Source organism: Paenibacillus amylolyticus, from assembly GCF_050990605.1.
Taxonomy (GTDB): Bacteria; Bacillota; Bacilli; order Paenibacillales; family Paenibacillaceae; genus Paenibacillus; species Paenibacillus amylolyticus_H.
Window position 1 is genome coordinate 3,225,191 of sequence record NZ_CP158832.1, and the last position, 17,028, is coordinate 3,242,218.

At 46.9% G+C, this 17,028-nt stretch carries 9 protein-coding genes; 7 read left to right on the plus strand and 2 right to left on the minus strand.

The features are described from left to right. The first annotated feature begins 11 nt into the window (after positions 1-11). The 3 genes from ABTV53_RS14545 to ABTV53_RS14555 all read left to right on the plus strand — a co-directional run bounded on the left by ABTV53_RS14545 (position 12) and on the right by ABTV53_RS14555 (position 4,126). On the plus strand, positions 12-1,988 hold the full coding sequence (locus ABTV53_RS14545; RefSeq protein ID WP_433753917.1) for a YjhG/YagF family D-xylonate dehydratase: 1,977 nt from the start codon (positions 12-14) through the stop codon (positions 1,986-1,988). Between the two features lie 62 nt (positions 1,989-2,050). Next, on the plus strand, positions 2,051-3,637 hold the full coding sequence (locus ABTV53_RS14550) for a glycoside hydrolase family 43 protein (RefSeq protein WP_433753919.1): 1,587 nt from the start codon (positions 2,051-2,053) through the stop codon (positions 3,635-3,637). Positions 3,638-3,775: 138 nt separating this feature from the next. After that, positions 3,776-4,126: an SH3 domain-containing protein gene (locus ABTV53_RS14555; RefSeq protein WP_433753920.1), complete on the plus strand. Its 351-nt coding sequence runs from the start codon at positions 3,776-3,778 to the stop codon at positions 4,124-4,126. Positions 4,127-4,410: 284 nt separating this feature from the next. Here the strand turns inward: ABTV53_RS14555 and ABTV53_RS14560 are convergent, their stop codons facing one another. Beyond that, positions 4,411-5,025, minus strand: a complete 615-nt coding sequence (locus tag ABTV53_RS14560) for a TetR/AcrR family transcriptional regulator (RefSeq protein WP_433753921.1) — start codon at positions 5,023-5,025, stop codon at positions 4,411-4,413. Between the two features lie 178 nt (positions 5,026-5,203). On the opposite strand from ABTV53_RS14560, the gene ABTV53_RS14565 reads away from it, so the two are divergent. Next, complete coding sequence (locus ABTV53_RS14565) at positions 5,204-5,941, plus strand: SDR family NAD(P)-dependent oxidoreductase (protein WP_433753923.1); 738 nt, start codon at positions 5,204-5,206, stop codon at positions 5,939-5,941. Between the two features lie 129 nt (positions 5,942-6,070). Here ABTV53_RS14565 and ABTV53_RS14570 read toward each other — a convergent pair whose 3' ends face one another. Next, positions 6,071-6,946, minus strand: a complete 876-nt coding sequence (locus tag ABTV53_RS14570; RefSeq protein WP_433753925.1) for an AraC family transcriptional regulator — start codon at positions 6,944-6,946, stop codon at positions 6,071-6,073. Between the two features lie 205 nt (positions 6,947-7,151). Between ABTV53_RS14570 and ABTV53_RS14575 the strand changes: the two genes are divergently transcribed. From ABTV53_RS14575 to ABTV53_RS14585, 3 genes are all read left to right on the plus strand, one after another. Beyond that, entirely contained in the window at positions 7,152-13,538 is a 6,387-nt protein-coding gene (locus ABTV53_RS14575) for a GDSL-type esterase/lipase family protein (protein WP_433753927.1), read from the plus strand. Positions 13,539-13,774: 236 nt separating this feature from the next. Further along, positions 13,775-15,487 carry a histidine kinase gene (locus ABTV53_RS14580; protein WP_433753929.1) on the plus strand — a complete coding sequence of 571 codons (1,713 nt, stop codon included), beginning with the start codon at positions 13,775-13,777 and terminating at the stop codon, positions 15,485-15,487. Continuing rightward, the gene (locus tag ABTV53_RS14585) at positions 15,484-16,887 is read left to right on the plus strand and encodes a response regulator transcription factor (RefSeq protein ID WP_433753930.1); all 1,404 of its coding nucleotides are present in this window, start codon (positions 15,484-15,486) and stop codon (positions 16,885-16,887) included. The genes ABTV53_RS14580 and ABTV53_RS14585 overlap by 4 nt, the downstream gene beginning before the upstream one ends. The last annotated feature ends 141 nt before the right edge of the window (positions 16,888-17,028 follow it).

Consider the following 17,028-nt stretch of genomic DNA (forward strand, 5'->3'; position numbering starts at 1 on the left):
GGGGGGCTATCATGTACGAACAGATTACGTCGATTATGGGGGAGAAGGCATCCAACTGCTTCGATATCATAGCACATGCTCCAGGGGCTGCCGGACGGCTGCCATTAACGGATGATTTACTGCGAAATGCTCCAAGTGGCGACTTGTTCGGCATGTCCCAGAATGTTGGAATGGGATGGAAACCTGGGGAATTGAACGGAAAACAATTTCTGATCTTAAGTACACAAGGCGGCATTCGCAACGAGGATGGTAGTCCCACAGCCCTCGGTTACCATACGGGTCACTGGGAGGTCGGTCTACTGATGAAAGCTGCCGCAGAAGAACTGTCAAGCCGGGGAGGAATCCCGTTTGCCGGCTATGTCAGTGATCCGTGTGACGGCAGATCACAGGGAACGACCGGCATGTTCGACTCGCTTCCTTACCGGAACGATGCTGCCATGGTATTTCGCAGACTGATTCGCTCGCTGCCGACACGTAAAGGGGTGCTGGGTGTCGCTACTTGTGACAAAGGTCTTCCGGCAATGATGCTCGCGCTTGCCGGTATGCCTCAATTGCCTGGTGTAATTGTTCCCGGTGGTGTCACGCTTCCACCTACCGATGGAGAGGACGCCGGTAAAATTCAGACCATCGGTGCACGATACGTCAGCGGGGAACTTTCGCTCGAAATGGCGTCGGATTTAGGATGCCGCGCGTGCGCTACACCGGGAGGAGGCTGCCAGTTTCTAGGTACCGCCGCAACAGCCCAGGTCGTAGCAGAGGCCATGGGCATGACAGTACCACATGCCGCGCTTGCACCTTCCGGGCAGCCCGTCTGGATTGAAATGGCGCGCCAATCGTCACGTGCACTCATCCATATGGAGTCTCAGGGAATGAGGATGGCAGACATCGTCACGGATGCATCCATTCGCAATGCCATGACCGTGCACGCTGCGTTTGGCGGATCGACCAATCTGCTTCTTCACATACCGGCGATAGCCCATGCGGCTGGTTTAACCGTGCCTACGGTACAGGACTGGATACAGGTCAACAAGAATGTTCCAAGGCTGGTTAGTGCCCTGCCTAACGGTCCGATCTTTTACCCGACCATTCGCGTCTTTCAGGCCGGAGGTGTACCAGAGGTTATGCTTCACCTCAGACAGCTTGGTCTGTTGGATGAGTCTGTACCAACGGTTACAGGGACGTCATTGGGACAGGTGCTGGATTGGTGGGAATCGTCGGAACGCCGTCATCTCATGCGGAAGCAGTTGAAAGAGCAGGACGGCATCGATCCGGACAGTGTCATCATGAGTGTAGAACACGCAGAGCAGCTTGGCATCTCTTCGACCGTAACATTTCCAACCGGAAACATCGCTCCAGAAGGTTCTGTCATCAAATCCACCTCTATTGATCCTGCTGTGCTGGATGAGCATGGCGTGTACCGTCATCGTGGCAGAGCCAAGGTATTTACCACCGAACGCGAGGCGATCCGTGCGATTAAGACCGGAGGTATCTCGGCTGGGGATGTTGTTGTGCTTCTTGGGCGAGGCCCATCGGGAACCGGAATGGAGGAGACGTACCAGCTTACATCTGCGCTTAAACATTTGCCTTTTGGGAAATACGTGTCACTGATTACGGATGCCCGGTTCTCCGGTGTTTCCACCGGAGCGTGTATTGGTCATGTTGGCCCTGAAGCGCTCGCAGGTGGACCCATTGGTAAGTTGCGGAACGGAGACCTGATTGACATCGAGGTTGATCGTAACACGCTGGAGGGTAGCATTAACTTTGTCGGAGAAGGAGAGCTGGAGTTTTCGTCGGAAGAAGGTGCTCTCATCCTGGCAGAAAGGTCCTTCCATCCGGATATGCGGCCTGATGAAGCTTTGCCAGATGATACAAAACTCTGGGCTGCATTGCAATCGGTCAGCGGCGGAACATGGAGAGGGAATGTATATGATGTCGAGCGGATCGTAACCGCCCTGGAAGCCGGCAAAAAAGCGCTGGGCTGGTACTAATATCTACCTTTCTTGTATCTGCTGTTGTACAGATCATTACTTTCATACCGGAGGTTTCTTCCATGAATAAGATCAAGAAAATGATCACCAATCCCATCCTTCCCGGTTTCCATCCCGATCCGTCCATATGCCGAGCAGGGGAGGATTATTATATTGCCACTTCGACCTTTGAATGGTTCCCTGGTGTACGGATTCACCATTCCCGAGATCTGGTTCATTGGCGGCCAATCGCTTCTCCACTGACTCGTGTAACGCAGTTGAACATGGAGGGCAATATTAATTCTGGAGGCGTATGGGCACCATGTCTAAGTTATGACAACGGCGTGTTTTACCTGATCTATACCGATGTCAAAAGCCGGGTAGGCGCCTTTAAAGACACTCACAATTACCTTTTGACAGCAACCGATATTGAAGGGCCTTGGTCCGAACCGATATATCTCAACAGTAGCGGTTTTGATCCTTCCCTGTTTCATGATGAGGACGGACGGAAGTGGCTGGTCAATATGATATGGGATCACCGCAAGGGCAAAAACCGGTTTGCAGGCATCGTTCTGCAGGAGTATTCGGTAGGGGAGCAAAGGCTGGTCGGGCCAGCCAAGAACATTTTTAAAGGAACCGCTTTAGGATTGACCGAAGCACCTCATCTGTATAAACACAAGGACTATTATTATCTCATTACGGCTGAAGGGGGAACCGGTTATGAGCATGCGGTTACAGTAGCACGTTCCCGTACACTACAAGGCCCTTACGAAGTTGATCCTGCCAATCCGATCCTTACTTCATATGGCAGAACGGATTTGGCTCTGCAGAAGGCCGGCCACGGCAGTCTTGTTGAAACACATACCGGCGAATGGTACATGGCTCATCTGGTTGGACGACCCGTTCATCAAAAGTATTGTATTCTTGGACGTGAGACCGCACTTCAGCCGTGTACGTGGAGCGAGGAGGGCTGGCTGAGGCTTGCGAGCGGTAACCGGTATCCCGAGGTCCAGGTCATTGCACCGAAGATTACGGCACATCCGTTTGAACCGATAGCTGAAATGGATCACTTTGATCAATCCGAGCTTCGGAATGACTGGAATACTCTTCGCATTCCACCCGACCCGACTTGGCTCAGCTTGTCGGAACGTCCCGGTTACTTGCGCTTGCACGGTATGGAGTCGATGAGTTCAACGCATAGGCAAAGCATGCTCGCGCGAAGATTGCAAACGTTTGAGTGTGAAGCCGAAACAGCTCTGGAATTTGCTCCGGACCATCCACAGCAGATGGCAGGATTGATTTTGTACTACGACACCAAGGACTATCTCTATTTACGTGTAACTTATCATGAAGAGAAGGGGCTGTGCTTGGGAATTATTCAGTCCAAGTACGGGGTGTATGACGAACTGTTGGAGGATATCCCGCTAGAGTCGGTGAATACACTTCGCTTAAAAGCATTGGTTGATCATGATCGCGCCCGCTTTTACTATGCGTTAAATAGGGATTCATCCTGGAATCATGTAGGCGAGTGGGTTGATATCACACATCTGTGCGATGAATCTCCGGAGTATATTCGGTTTACGGGAACCTACATCGGACTTTGTGTGCAGGATCTCGGCGGAACCCGAAAACATGCCGATTTTGATTACTTTGTGTATAGAGAAACATAGCATGCAGTGAGTTATTAGGATAAGCCAGAGCCCCTTGTGATGGGGGCTCTGGCTTATCCAATAGGGATGAATAACTACATAATAATATGATATTATGTTTGTCGGTAACAGTTCGAACCTAATAGTTGGAGGTATATTATGAAATTGTATAAAGTTATTGAACCCCATAATTCAAACTATCCTGATCCCATCGTTTTAGCTAAAGGAGATACGATCCTATATGGGAGAGAAGATACTGAATTCCCCAACTGGATTTTCTGTGAATCCGTGCATTCTAAAAAAAGCGGCTGGGTACCGAAGCAAATATTAAGCACTCCCAATGAAGAACAGATCGCGACTGCATTATCAGATTATTCAGCACACGAATTAACCGTAAAATCCGGTATCATCGTTACAAAAGAATTTGAACTAAATGAATGGAGTTTTGTTCATACTGTAGAGGGTGAAAAGGGCTGGTTACCAAATAAGGTATTGACTCCATCGGAATAATAACGGAAGGCATAGAGAAACTTACTCTACATCATAATTGGGTATGTTTCGCAGTTGTAATGGTCTCGTTCGTAAATAGGCATGCATTTACCTAGAGGATTTATTCCTCTCGTGTAAGTGCATGCCTGTTTTTTTATTTGTGCTGCAAATCCCTTGTGATTTTGCGTCCCGTTGGTGTCTGGGCATGTCCCTGAGTAATCAGGAGCATCTGCTCTATCTGCAACTGGCCTGTTATCTTCGGCAGACCTATCGTTCGATGCCCAGATGACTCGCTTGTTCACGGATCATGTATCAAACGTCTCACCAACATAATGAAAAGAGTGAATATGAGTTTTGGTCAGTTCGATCACATTCTTGATAAAAACATCACGTGATTCACCATATCCGCTTAATATCCAATTGTTCAATAGTCCAAAAAAACCGTAGGCGGTATAGTACTTGAAATAGTCCATGTTGACTGGGGAGTTGTTGATCGTCTCAAAGACAAATTGCTCCTGATAGATTTTGAGTATGGTTTGTGGAAAACCTGTATGTAGACCGGGTAACGTATCATCGTATTGAATCAGTTCGAAGAAGTCACGGTGTTCGTAGATATAATCCACGATTTGAAAAGATTCGGCATCAAGCTTGTTTGTTGAAACCTTTTGACCGTGCCAATAGGGTTTGCCTACAGCGCCCCTTAATCCTTGAAGTGTCATACTCAACAATTCTTCGGCGAGAATATATTTATCCTGGTAGTGTAAATAAAATGTGCTGCGATTGTAACCCGCCTGATCAACGATATCTTTGACAGACACACCATGGAATCCTTTTTTCTTGATGAGCTGAATCAGAGCGGTTTTCAGGTGCTCCTTGGTTCGATTACGAAGTTGAGAATTCACAATAAGTTCATTATTCATTCAAAAAAACTCCTATAAATATAGACATAGTTTTATAAAGTGTCTACGAGGTAGACACTTGGTCACATCTTAATGATTGGAATGTTACAATTTTAAGCATAGAATTAGTTTTGTAAACGTCACATAGCACATATTCAATTGAAGTGCTATTCAAAATATTATACTGGGGGATTTATTTATGGGCAAACTTCAAGATAAAGTTGCAGTCATCACAGGAGGAGCATCCGGCATTGGTGCAGCGACAGCTCGCTTATTCGTTTCCGAAGGAGCTAAGGTGGTCTTGGTGGATCTGAATGAAGAAAAAGGCAAGGCGTTTGAGCAGGAACTGAGAGCGCTTAAAGCAGAGGCACTCTTTATTAAAGCAAACATAACGAGTGAAGAAGAGGTTTCTGAGATTTTCAAACAAACTGTAGAAGCATTCGGTCAAGTGGATATCGTATTCAACAATGCGGGCATCGGACGTGTTCATCCCACGCATGAGCTTGACTATGCCGAATGGCGCAATACGGTCAATGTTGATCTGGATGGCGTTTTCTTGGTCGCTCGTGAATCGATCCGCGAAATGTTAAAAATTGGCGGAGGTACAATCGTCAACACGGCGTCCATGTACGGATGGGTTGGTTCGCCTGGTTCAGCAGCCTACAATGCAGCTAAAGGCGGCGTTGTGAATCTGACTCGTTCGCTGGCGCTGGAGTATGCTGAGCAGAATATTCGGGTGAACTCCCTTTGCCCAGGCTTCATCGATACACCGATTATCCCGGAAGAGAGCAAACAAGCACTTTCTGCAGCAACCCCAATGAAACGTTTGGGTCAAGCAGAAGAGATGGCGAAAGCCGTTCTGTTCCTGGCTAGCGACGATTCTTCATACATGACAGGAAATAGCCTGATCATAGACGGAGGATACACCGCTCAATAAGTGCAGCAATAATCGAAGTACACAAAGAACATAGTTCCATTAAAAGTCGCTAGTCTAGCGGCTTTTTTTTATTATATTGGTATAAGAGCAGTTCCCGAGCCAAGGACGACTAGTAAACAGCGAGTTTAGCTATTCATAATAGATGGCCTCATAAGGAAATTCCAACTTATTCAAGCGATATTCTTTGGGCGACATGGACATATATTGCCGAAACACTTTGCCGAAATAGCTAGGACTTTCAAAGCCGCATTGTTGACCAATTTGGGAAATCGGAAGTTCCGTTGTACGGAGTAGTCGCACTGCTACCTCAATACGTCTGTCTTTGAGATAGGCTAGCGGTGATGTTTTCTCGGATTTCTGAAATAACCTGCACAAGTAGTGTTTATTGATATCGCAATGGCTGGCAAGAAGATCCAGCGTCAATGGAGATGCATAATTCTCTCGTATGAATTTTTTACATTTCTCAATCGTTGTTATTGAAAGGGCACCGATATCCTTCTCCGCATCCCGACTCGTCTGTACCAAGATAAGCAACCACCGATAGACTTGCATGGACAAGCGATACTTGTCCGTAACTTTCTCTTGATGAATTAAATGGATAATTTGCCATAACTCTTGAATCAAGGGAGAATCCGCGTTTCGTCGAATGACATGTCCCTCATGATCATGAATCATATCCCATATTCGGTTGGCTTCATCCCCACGAATGTTGATCCATATAAATTCCCATGGTTCGTTGTTCTCTTGTTTATAGTAATAGCAATGTTCTCCAGAGATTTTAACAAGTAATGCATGCCCCTTTGGTAAAGGAATCGTTTGATTTTCAATATCCAGGTAACCCTGACCATTAAGCGTGTATTGAAAAACGACGTGCCCCGGGTCCGGTCGATCATCACTTGGACAACGATATTCCTCGCTTGAGACAATCTGCCATCCAATAGAGTCCAGTGTCATGATTGATATATCATCATTACGAAAAGCATAAGAAACCGTATGAACCATCATTTCATCTCCTTCCTAAAAAAGTCAATTATTTTATATAATACGTCACATTTTTTAGATTGTCTGTCTTTTTTTAGACCTGTAAGATAAATGTAAGCGGTAACATAAGAGGGAGGTGGCTGTAAATTGCGTTCATTTGACAACAAACTGGGCAAGATCGAACTGATGATTCTAAAAATGAATTCTTAGATAAGGAGGAGTTAATCGAATGATCCGAAGAACTGTTTCCATTCAGAAATCGATGTTTGTAACTTTTTTAGCACTCCTTATGGTTATTTCACTGGCTGTCCCTCCGGCACCTATGCATGCAGAGTCATCATCAAACAGCCTGCCGGGTCGCCAAGCAGAATACCTGAACCGGGGTATGGTTGCGGTTCTTGTAGACAACGGCGTTTTTTTAAGCTGGAGATATCTAAACAACGATCCAGATGATATCGCTTTTAATATATATAAAAACGGAACCAAAGTGAACGCATCGCCCATAAGCGATGTGACGAACTATTTAGACACCACTGGTTTCGACAGCTCGCAATATCAGATCTCCACCGTTATTGCAGGCAAAGAGCAAATGCAGCCAGAGGTTGTATCGGTCTGGCATAACGATTATCTCCCTATACCGCTCGATAAACCGGCCGATGGTCGGACTAAGGATGGTGGAACCTATTCCTACTATGCCGGTGATGCTTCCGTGGCTGACTTGGACGGGGATGGCGAATATGAAATTGTTTTCCTGTGGAGTCCGAGCAATTCCAAGGACAATTCGCAGGCAGGTTATACCGGCAATGTGTATATCGATGCCATCAAACTGGATGGCACAAAGCTGTGGAGGATTGACCTGGGAGTCAATATCCGCGCCGGAGCGCATTATACGCAATTAATGGTGTATGACCTGGATGGCAATGGAAAGGCCGAGGTTGTTGTCAAAACGGCGGACGGCACGAAAGACGGCCAAGGCACAGTCATTGGTGATGGGACGAAGGATTATCGCAACGACGGCGGATACATACTGTCAGGGCCGGAATATCTCACGCTGTTTAACGGTGAGACTGGCGCGGCTGTATCCACCGTGAATTATGATCCACCAAGAGGCAACGTCAGTGATTGGGGTGACGGCTATGGCAACCGTGTAGACCGGTTCCTTGGTGCGATTGCTTATCTGGACGGCACGAAGCCAAGTGTGGTAATGAGCCGGGGTTATTATACCCGCACTGTGCTTGTTGCTTATGATTATGTTGGTGGGGAACTCGTCAAGCGCTGGACGTTCGACACAAACGTAGCAGGATCACAATATGAATCACAAGGAAACCATAATCTAAGTGTGCTGGATGCCGACAAGGACGGCAAGGACGAAATCATGTTCGGTGCCTTGGCCATAGACGATGACGGAAGCTTGATGTACAGCACCGGCCTCGGCCATGGTGACGCCATGCACGCCGGCCAGCTTGATCCGAATCGAGATGGCTACCAGGTGGTAAGCGTGCACGAGCATTCAGATGCTGCGTACGGACTGGAGATGCGCGATGCGGCAACAGGTGAAATTCTCTGGGGGGAGGAAACGGGTTTCGACACCGGTCGCGGAATGTCGGCGGACATTGATCCGAACTATCCGGGCTACGAATCATGGGCCACAACCGTTACCAACGGGCAAAGTGTACCTGTAACCAATACCTATTCGGCTGCCGGAGAGGCTATCTACACTGTGGATGAAGGGCCCAAAACTGCCAACTTTGCCATCTGGTGGGATGGAGATCTTCAGCGGGAGCTGTTTGACCATGAGTGGGATAATAGCACAGCCAAAGGAACTCCGCTCATCTATAAGTGGGATTACGAAAATAAAAAGCTGAATGAAGTTTTCCGGGCGACAGGTACGTTAACGAACAACCATACCAAAGGGAATCCGGCACTTCAGGCGGACATTCTGGGCGACTGGCGTGAGGAGCTTCTGCTGCGGAGTGAAGATAGTTCGGAGTATCGTCTCTACACGACGACCATTCCTTCAGAGTATCGCATCCCTACGCTGATGCAGGACCCTGTGTACAGACTTGGCGTCGCCTGGCAAAATGTATCCTATAATCAGCCGCCTCATACCGGCTTTTATCTTGGAGCGGAAGCTACAGCATTCCCTAAAGCCAATCTGGCGCTGACCCGCGAAGCTGAAATGCCGGATCCGGTCTACCGCTTTAATTTTGGTACAGAGACTGCATCGGGAAGTACGAACATACAGGATACGCTCTACGCGCAAGATCCGGGATTCGGGTTCACGGATACGAACGGTATTACGGTAGGGACAAACCAGGTTTCGGTCGAGGCAGGCACGACATTTGCCGTTGATCTGCCCAATGCGAACTATAAGGTGACGCTGCGATTGGGCAATGATGCGAATGACTCGAACATTGGGGTTAAATCCGAATTCGTTCAGAAGCTCACCGTAACCAATGTGACAGCAGGGACACCACTGGAGTATTCCTATGATGTTGCATTAGTGGATGGACAGCTCGATCTTCTCTTCACAGGTACTGCCATAGACATCCAGGACGTCATCATCGAGAAATATCCAGAGAAAGTAGCCGGTGCGGCAACAACGATCTATATGGCCGGTGATTCAACCATGCAATCGTACAGTGAAATGCAAGCCCCTCAAGAAGGATGGGGCCAGCAGTTCGGACGTTATTTCTCCAATGGGGCAGTGATCGTGAACGATGCGATCGGCGGCCGAAGCAGCAAATCATTTATGGTAGATGGTCGTCTGGATACGATCCTGCAACGAATCAAGCCTGGGGATTTCTTCTTCATTTCCTTTGGTCATAATGACGCCAGTGCAGGGATACCGGATCGGTATGCTTCACCGGAGGACTATAAGATCTACTTGGCTCGTTATATAAAAGGTGCTAAACAGCGCGGTGCTACACCGGTATTGCTCACACCGGTTGGACGCAGAGATTTCAATACGGTGACTCAGGAGTTCAACGTCAGCTTCCCGGCATACGTGCAGGCTGCCAAAGAAGTGGCAGAAGAGCTTGACGTGCCGCTGATTGATCTGAGCAAGTTAAGTGTTGCGTACTACGACAAAATTGGTAATACAGCTACGGAAAAAGTATTCCTGTATGCTAATCCGGGTGAATATCCAAAATACCCGAATGGGATCAACGATAATACCCATTTCAGCAGCTATGGTGCGCAGAAAATTGCCGGGCTCGTTGCTGGGGCGGTCAAAGACATGGAGTTGAGTATCTCCTCGCTGGTCATCGACCCGGATATTACCGAACCTGAACCAGAGCCGGAAATCCAGCTCTACGAAGAGGATTTTGAAGGCGATGCTGCGGGCTACCAGTATGCAATGGTCAATGCCACAGGTATTGCAGGAACCATGGCGGGAACAGTGGTTGAACAGTCCGGAAATAAGGTACTGTCCGTCGCGGGGTCAGGATCGGGCAATCGGGCCAAGGTGTTCCGTCTGTTCGATGCCGTAAACGGCGATCAGGTGAACGTGAACTTTGACTGGCAATCCGGTAATGTGAGTGCCTATCCATCAGAAGGTCATCTCACGGTCCAGGATTCAAACGAAAATGCCCTTTTTACGCTATTTACGAAAACCGGAAGCACCAAAATTCATTATTTTATCGGTGCATATAATCCGGACTACGGCACAGGGGATACAGCCATACCTGAAGGGGGGACGGCTACAGATATTTCCAAAAACCAGTGGGTCAATGTGGATGCTACCGTTAATTTTGCCGAGAAAACACTTGATCTGACATTAACGAACCTAGCTGATCCGACAGTTACCCAAACAATTGCAGATATCTCACTGAGTTCCGGCGCATATGCGGACAACGTCAGATCCATGCGCTTCCTGGGAACGAGAAAAGGCGGTGGAGGTACGTTGAACTGGACTACCCAGATCGACAACGTGCGGATTGAAGGCACTCAGCTCTCTTCGGAGGGTGGAGATCAGACTGCCTTAATCGCTCTGTACGATGAGATCAAAGCACTGAATCTGTCGGATTATACAGATGCATCGAAATCCGTGCTGAACCGGGCTTTGGCAGCAGTGGAAGCTATATTTAATACGGAAGCCACCCAGGCTCAAGTTGACCATGCGTTTAACATGTTAACTGTTGCGAAGGAATCATTGACAAGTGCATCGGGCGAAGAGATTAACGAATACAAATTTGACTTTGGTTCTGGTGACGCAGCCGACGGATACATCAAAGTAGATGCCAAAAGAGCATACATCGAAGGCAACGGTTACGGTTTTGCCGATACTGCACTGACTAAAGATGAGAACCGGGAGACCGGGGATGCGCTCAAAGAGGATTTCACACGAGTAAATAGCACCTCCTTCCTAGCGGAGATGGAACCGGCCAATTACCGAGTAACGATGACCATCGGGGATGCGGAGGAATCGACCAGCGCAAATGTCGTTGTAGAACAGATGACAAAGCTGCCGCTTACAAGCATTACCAAGGGTGAATTCAAAGAAATCACCTATGACATTGCCCTGATCGATGGGGTCTTTAACTTCAATTTCACAGGAAATGCACCGAAGATTAATGCACTGAAGCTGGAGCGTCTGCCAGATCACAGTGCAAGCGATAAACCGGTTATTTATTTGGCCAGCGATTCCACTGTGGCCAATTACGCGGAAAACTATCGTCCGCAAGCAGGCTGGGGAGAAACGTTGGGTGGATATTTTGATCCGAATGAAGTCAGTATTGATAACCGGGCAGTAGGAGGGCTCAGCAGTAAGACCTTCTTGGTCGGTGGATATCTCAACGATATTTTACTCGACATTCATGAAGGCGATTATCTGTTCATGCAGTGGTCTCATAACGATTCCACACCTTCACGTCCAGAGCGTTATCTTACGCCAGAGCAATTTAAGGTATATCTAAAAGAATACATTAACGGTGCTCTGCAGAGAGGGGCGATTCCAGTTCTGGTCACGCCAGTGAATCGTCGTGATTTTACCGGAGAGGTGCTGAATAAAAGCTTCCCGGAATACGTACAGGCGATGAAAGAAACGGCGCAGGAGACGGAAACACTTATCATTGATCTGAATCAAGCCAGTTGGGAGCATTTCCAGGAGCTTGGCACAGAAGGAACCAAATTGATATTCATGTGGGTAGGTACAACCGAAGACAACACACATTTGCAAATGAACGGTGCAATCAAGGTATCTGAACTCGTGGCACGACTTGTGAAGGAATTGAATATTCCGCTATCTGATTTTGTTACGTTGGAAGGAGAAACTCCTGAGCAGGAAGCCCCGCATACTACGGCAACCGTGGAAGGGGAATCGCAGAACGACTGGTATACTTCTCCAGTACAAGTAACCTTCACAGCAAGCGATGAAGATTCCGAAATCGAAGGAACCTATTATCAAATCAATGGTGGCGAAACGGTGAGCGGTACACTGTTGACCCTGACTGAAGAAGGTACACATACGATCACCTACTGGAGCGTCGATGTTGACGGTAATAAAGAGAGTGAACAATCGTTGTCCGTGTCCATTGATCTCGTACCTCCAACCATTGAAATTCATGGTCAAACCGAGTACACCATTGATCAGCATGTGGAAATTGGCTATACAGCCTCCGATTCGGTGTCCGGTGTGGAAGAACCGGAGGGTGTGCTTCTCGACACTCCTGCGTATACACTGGAACCCGGCCTGAACCAGGTTACGGCAACGGTCTCCGATTTAGCTGGATGGGAACAGACGATAGAATATAGTTTTGGCGTTATTGCTACATTCGACAGCCTAATTAATCTGACCAACGCCTTTGTGGATGAATCGATCGATCCGAATGCTGGTGTTCTTGCTGATCAGCTTACAAACACGTTACAACAGGCCAAAGAGGCAGCAAACAGTCGTGAAGGAGCAAAAGCCCGTCAACTGCTTGCATCCTACGGTAATGACGTTCAAGCAGCTAGAGGAAGCGTATTTACAGATGAGCAGGCAAGTGTGCTAATCAAGTGGGAGGAATGGCTCCATCAGACAACGCCACTAGCAAACGGGGCCCCTGGCACTCCGGTATTATCTGACAATAATGGTTACGACACGGGGCTCAAAGACGGGGACTATACCGTCACGATGAATCTCTGGTGGGGAAATAACGGCAATCAGTTCAAGCTGTATGAGAATGGTGAATTGATTAAGGAAATTTCCCTGGTGGATCAATCCCCATCCGCCCAATCTGTTCAAGTTGATATTACTGGAAAGAAAAATGGCACCTACATCTATACTGGAGAATTGATTAATGCACTGGGGACAACCATGAGTACTCCGCTGACAGTTGTTGTCACGGATGCCTCCCCGGGGCAAGCCGTTCTGTCAAATGACAACTGGGACGGTGATGGCAACTTTAAAGTCACCATGAATCTCTGGTGGGGAACAAACGCAAGCGAATACGAACTTTACGAAAATGGTGTATTGAGTGACACACAATCGCTGCAATCTCATTCACCTGGCGCACAGTCTGCGGTTACCGAAATCTCTGGAAGGGCACCTGGAATCTACGAGTATGAAGCTGTACTTCGTAATTCTTCAGGGGAAACCAGATCATACAAATTAAATGTCACGGTGCGCGAGTAGACTGCAATGTTTAAACATTCCATTAACAAGAAGTGAGTACAACTGAAGTAAGGTATGCATATAAAAAGTGCTATTCCTCATCATTTGAGGCGTAGCACTTTTTATATTCGCTCCGTATGAAAGCGTTTGACTTATTTAAATATCAATCTATAATGATGAAAGGAAATTGGACTTGGAGCAAGCTTTCCATACGCAGGAGGCTTGCTGTTTCATTTTCAAAAGGAGAATAGGTCCCTATGACACTAAAAAAAAGAATCTTTTTGCTTTTCTTTCTCAGTGCTTTTATCCCTTTTATTAGTATATTTGCGATTTCTTATTATACGATCGACTCCATTTTCGCAAATAAGATCGATGATGGTATCCGCAGCAATTTACAGCAGGTGACATCCTCATTGGAGAATTCCATCACCAATCTGAATCATGTTACGCAACAATTATCTTACAGGGGTACTTTAGGCAAAAGATTAGATGAATTCCTGAATCCGTCCTCCGATATCTTCGAACTGATTGAGGCCAGAGACGAATTAAAGAACGAGTTAAGTGTTATCACCTTCACCAATCCTAATATCGGATTGACCCTGTATTACTTTCAAAAAGAAGGTACTACTCAGTTCGGCAACTTTCCCATCAAGGATCGTTTCTCTCCTGAGTCTCTGCCTGTGCTCTTCCAAACCTATGGTATTAAGTACTATGGCCCCCATACGAGTATGAACCGATTTGATGATCAACTCGTTCTGTCTGCTATGCGAAAAGTACAACTTTCCGAGAGGAACGACGTGTTCATTTACGTAGAATCAGGCTTTCGCCTCACACAAGATATCTTGGGCTACAATCAATACAACGGCGCATTATCTCATCTCATCCTGGATGGTGCAGGCAACATTGTGTACAGCGAAATACCGGAAGCCATGAAGGTAGGGGAGAATTTCACCAGCTTAACGGCCGAACCTGCCAAGGACGGAATATCCCGCGGGTATCACTGGTTCAAGGAGGATTCCTCACAGAAATGGAGTGTCGTATCGGTCATTTCGCAGTCCCAATATCAACAGGAGAAAAACCAGTGGTTGCTTCAAATTTTACTGGTCGCTTTATTTTTCCTCGGCTTTACCGTGTTTCTCGCTTGGCTCCTGTGGAAGATGGTCTACAAACCTCTCGGTCTGTTCCATTCGGAGATCAATGGGATGTCCAAAAATCCACAAACGAAAGGAAGGCGAGCTCGCACTCAGATTCCTGAATTTGATTTTCTGTTGAGTGAATTTTCGAATATGCAGCATCAAATCGGTGACCTCTTCAAGGAAGTTCAGCAGAAAGAGAAGATTCGTGCAGACCTGGAAGTGGAAAAACTGCTCTATCAGATCAACCCGCACTTTCTGATGAATACGCTCGATACGGTGCACTGGCTGGCCGTCCTGAACGGACAAGGGGAGATCGACAAGTTGGTGCAGTCCTTGAACAAGCTACTCTATTATAATCTAGGTAAATTAGGGCAAGTATCCACCATGGAAGAGGAGATCGATGCGTTAAGACAGTATCTGATTTTGCAGCAAATTCGCTATGACTTTGAATTTGACGTTCGCATTACTGCAGATGAACAAGTGCTTCAAATTCCTGTGCCCCGCTTCATTCTGCAACCGCTGGTTGAAAATTCGTTATATCATGGATTGAGTGACGAAGGTTTTATTCAGATTGAAGTGACATGCACTTCAACGTTGAACATTATGATACAAGATAATGGTGCAGGTATGACTGAGGAAACCATTCATAATCTGCTGAACAATCGTGAAGCTGAACAACAAAAAGTAGGAATGGGCATCGGACTCAATTACGTTCACCGCATGTTGAAGGCACAGTATGGGGGGCAAGCACAACTGGTGATCGAGAGTGAATTGGGAACAGGGACCAGCATACTGCTCGTATTGCCTATTAAAGGAGAAGATATCTCGGCATGATTAAGGTATTGATTGTAGATGATGATAAGCTGGTACGTAAAGGTATTAGCTCTGCGATGCCATGGAACGAGTTCAACATGGAGGTTGTAGGAGAGGCCAGCAACGGGGCGAAAGCGCTGGATTTCCTGAAAACCCAACCGGTTGATCTGATGCTAACAGATCTTGCGATGCCCGTCATGTCAGGGATCGAACTGATGCGAGCCGCGAGGCAGCTCTATCCTGAACTTCATATCGTTGTGTTAACACTGCATCAGGATTTTGATTATATCCAGGAAGCGCTTAGGCTTGGAGCTATCGATTATATAGCCAAAGTCCAGCTGGAGAAAGAGCAATTTGAACATGTTCTGCAACGGATACATACCCGAATTAGCGGGTTGACAAACACGATAAGAAAGATGCCTTCGCAGAATGAAATCAATGTCCATTATCCACATGTGTATGCACTTGTGTCACAGGATCGCAAATCAGACCATAAGTGGCCAATGGAGATAACTGCGCATGAAGATGAGATACGGTGGGAGGTGGAGCGTAATAGCTGCATGTGGGCTGCTCCCCCGTCGGAGGAGGATCAACTATTCCATCAATTGGAGGAGTCCCTGCATCAAGTTCCCCATAGAACGTTGTTGGTTCTGTCTGATGTACAAGAGCGAACGTGGTCGCAAATCAAAAACTGGATTATAAATTATACAGAGACATCTTTATTCTATGCGTACAACCCCAATAACCAAGTCATTGCTGTTTCGATGAATGAGAAAAATGCATGTTCAAATGAACCGCTGGATGAAGATATGGATCGGATTAAGAAAAGTTGGTTCCAGACACCTTGGACCCACCATGAGAGTTACTACAACCAACTCATTGACCAGTTTATATCCTTACGATTACATAAGGGTCAGTTGATGGGATTACTGTACTCAATCGTGATGGAATGGAATCATCTTTTTGCCCAAACTACGCTTGGAAGAATCGCCATGATACATTCTTTCGAGTCCTGGTACGAGGTTGAAGAATGGATTAAACAGACTGCTGCCAGCATTCGAAAGGCAGATGGACAGACTTCGTATTCGCCGGAAATCATCGATGCCGTGAAAAAAGCGGTGATGATCGTGCAGCAGGACTTGGAACAGGCCTATACAGCTTCAGGTCTCTCCCAACAACTCAATATCAGCCGAAGTTATTTCAGTCAATGTTTCAAAGATCTGATGGGGAAAACCTTTAATGAATACTCCCGGTTCATCCGGGTGGAGAAGTCCAAAGAATATTTGCTCAATACAAACAACACGATTTTCTGGATTGCGGAGCGAGTGGGTTATACGGATGAGAAATACTTTAGCCGGATTTTTCGCGAACTGACAGGTCTTCTTCCAAGCGAGTATCGGCAGCAAGGCAGAGGGAATTAATAGCCGACAGCTTCCTGTTTCAGGAGCTGACGGCTTTTGTTTTTGATCGAGAATAGGGTTAGATAGACGAATGTTGGTCAGCAGGTAGGGTAAATGATCACAAGTTAACCATACTTCGTAATACGGACTGAAAACTGTAAC

Coding starts and splice junctions, on each gene's coding strand:
- ABTV53_RS14545 (WP_433753917.1), top strand. CDS start 12: ATGTACGAACAGATTACGTCGATTATGGGGGAGAAGGCATCCAACTGC.
- ABTV53_RS14550 (WP_433753919.1), top strand. CDS start 2,051: ATGAATAAGATCAAGAAAATGATCACCAATCCCATCCTTCCCGGTTTC.
- ABTV53_RS14555 (WP_433753920.1), top strand. CDS start 3,776: ATGAAATTGTATAAAGTTATTGAACCCCATAATTCAAACTATCCTGAT.
- ABTV53_RS14560 (WP_433753921.1), bottom strand. CDS start 5,025: ATGAATAATGAACTTATTGTGAATTCTCAACTTCGTAATCGAACCAAG.
- ABTV53_RS14565 (WP_433753923.1), top strand. CDS start 5,204: ATGGGCAAACTTCAAGATAAAGTTGCAGTCATCACAGGAGGAGCATCC.
- ABTV53_RS14570 (WP_433753925.1), bottom strand. CDS start 6,946: ATGATGGTTCATACGGTTTCTTATGCTTTTCGTAATGATGATATATCA.
- ABTV53_RS14575 (WP_433753927.1), top strand. CDS start 7,152: ATGATCCGAAGAACTGTTTCCATTCAGAAATCGATGTTTGTAACTTTT.
- ABTV53_RS14580 (WP_433753929.1), top strand. CDS start 13,775: ATGACACTAAAAAAAAGAATCTTTTTGCTTTTCTTTCTCAGTGCTTTT.
- ABTV53_RS14585 (WP_433753930.1), top strand. CDS start 15,484: ATGATTAAGGTATTGATTGTAGATGATGATAAGCTGGTACGTAAAGGT.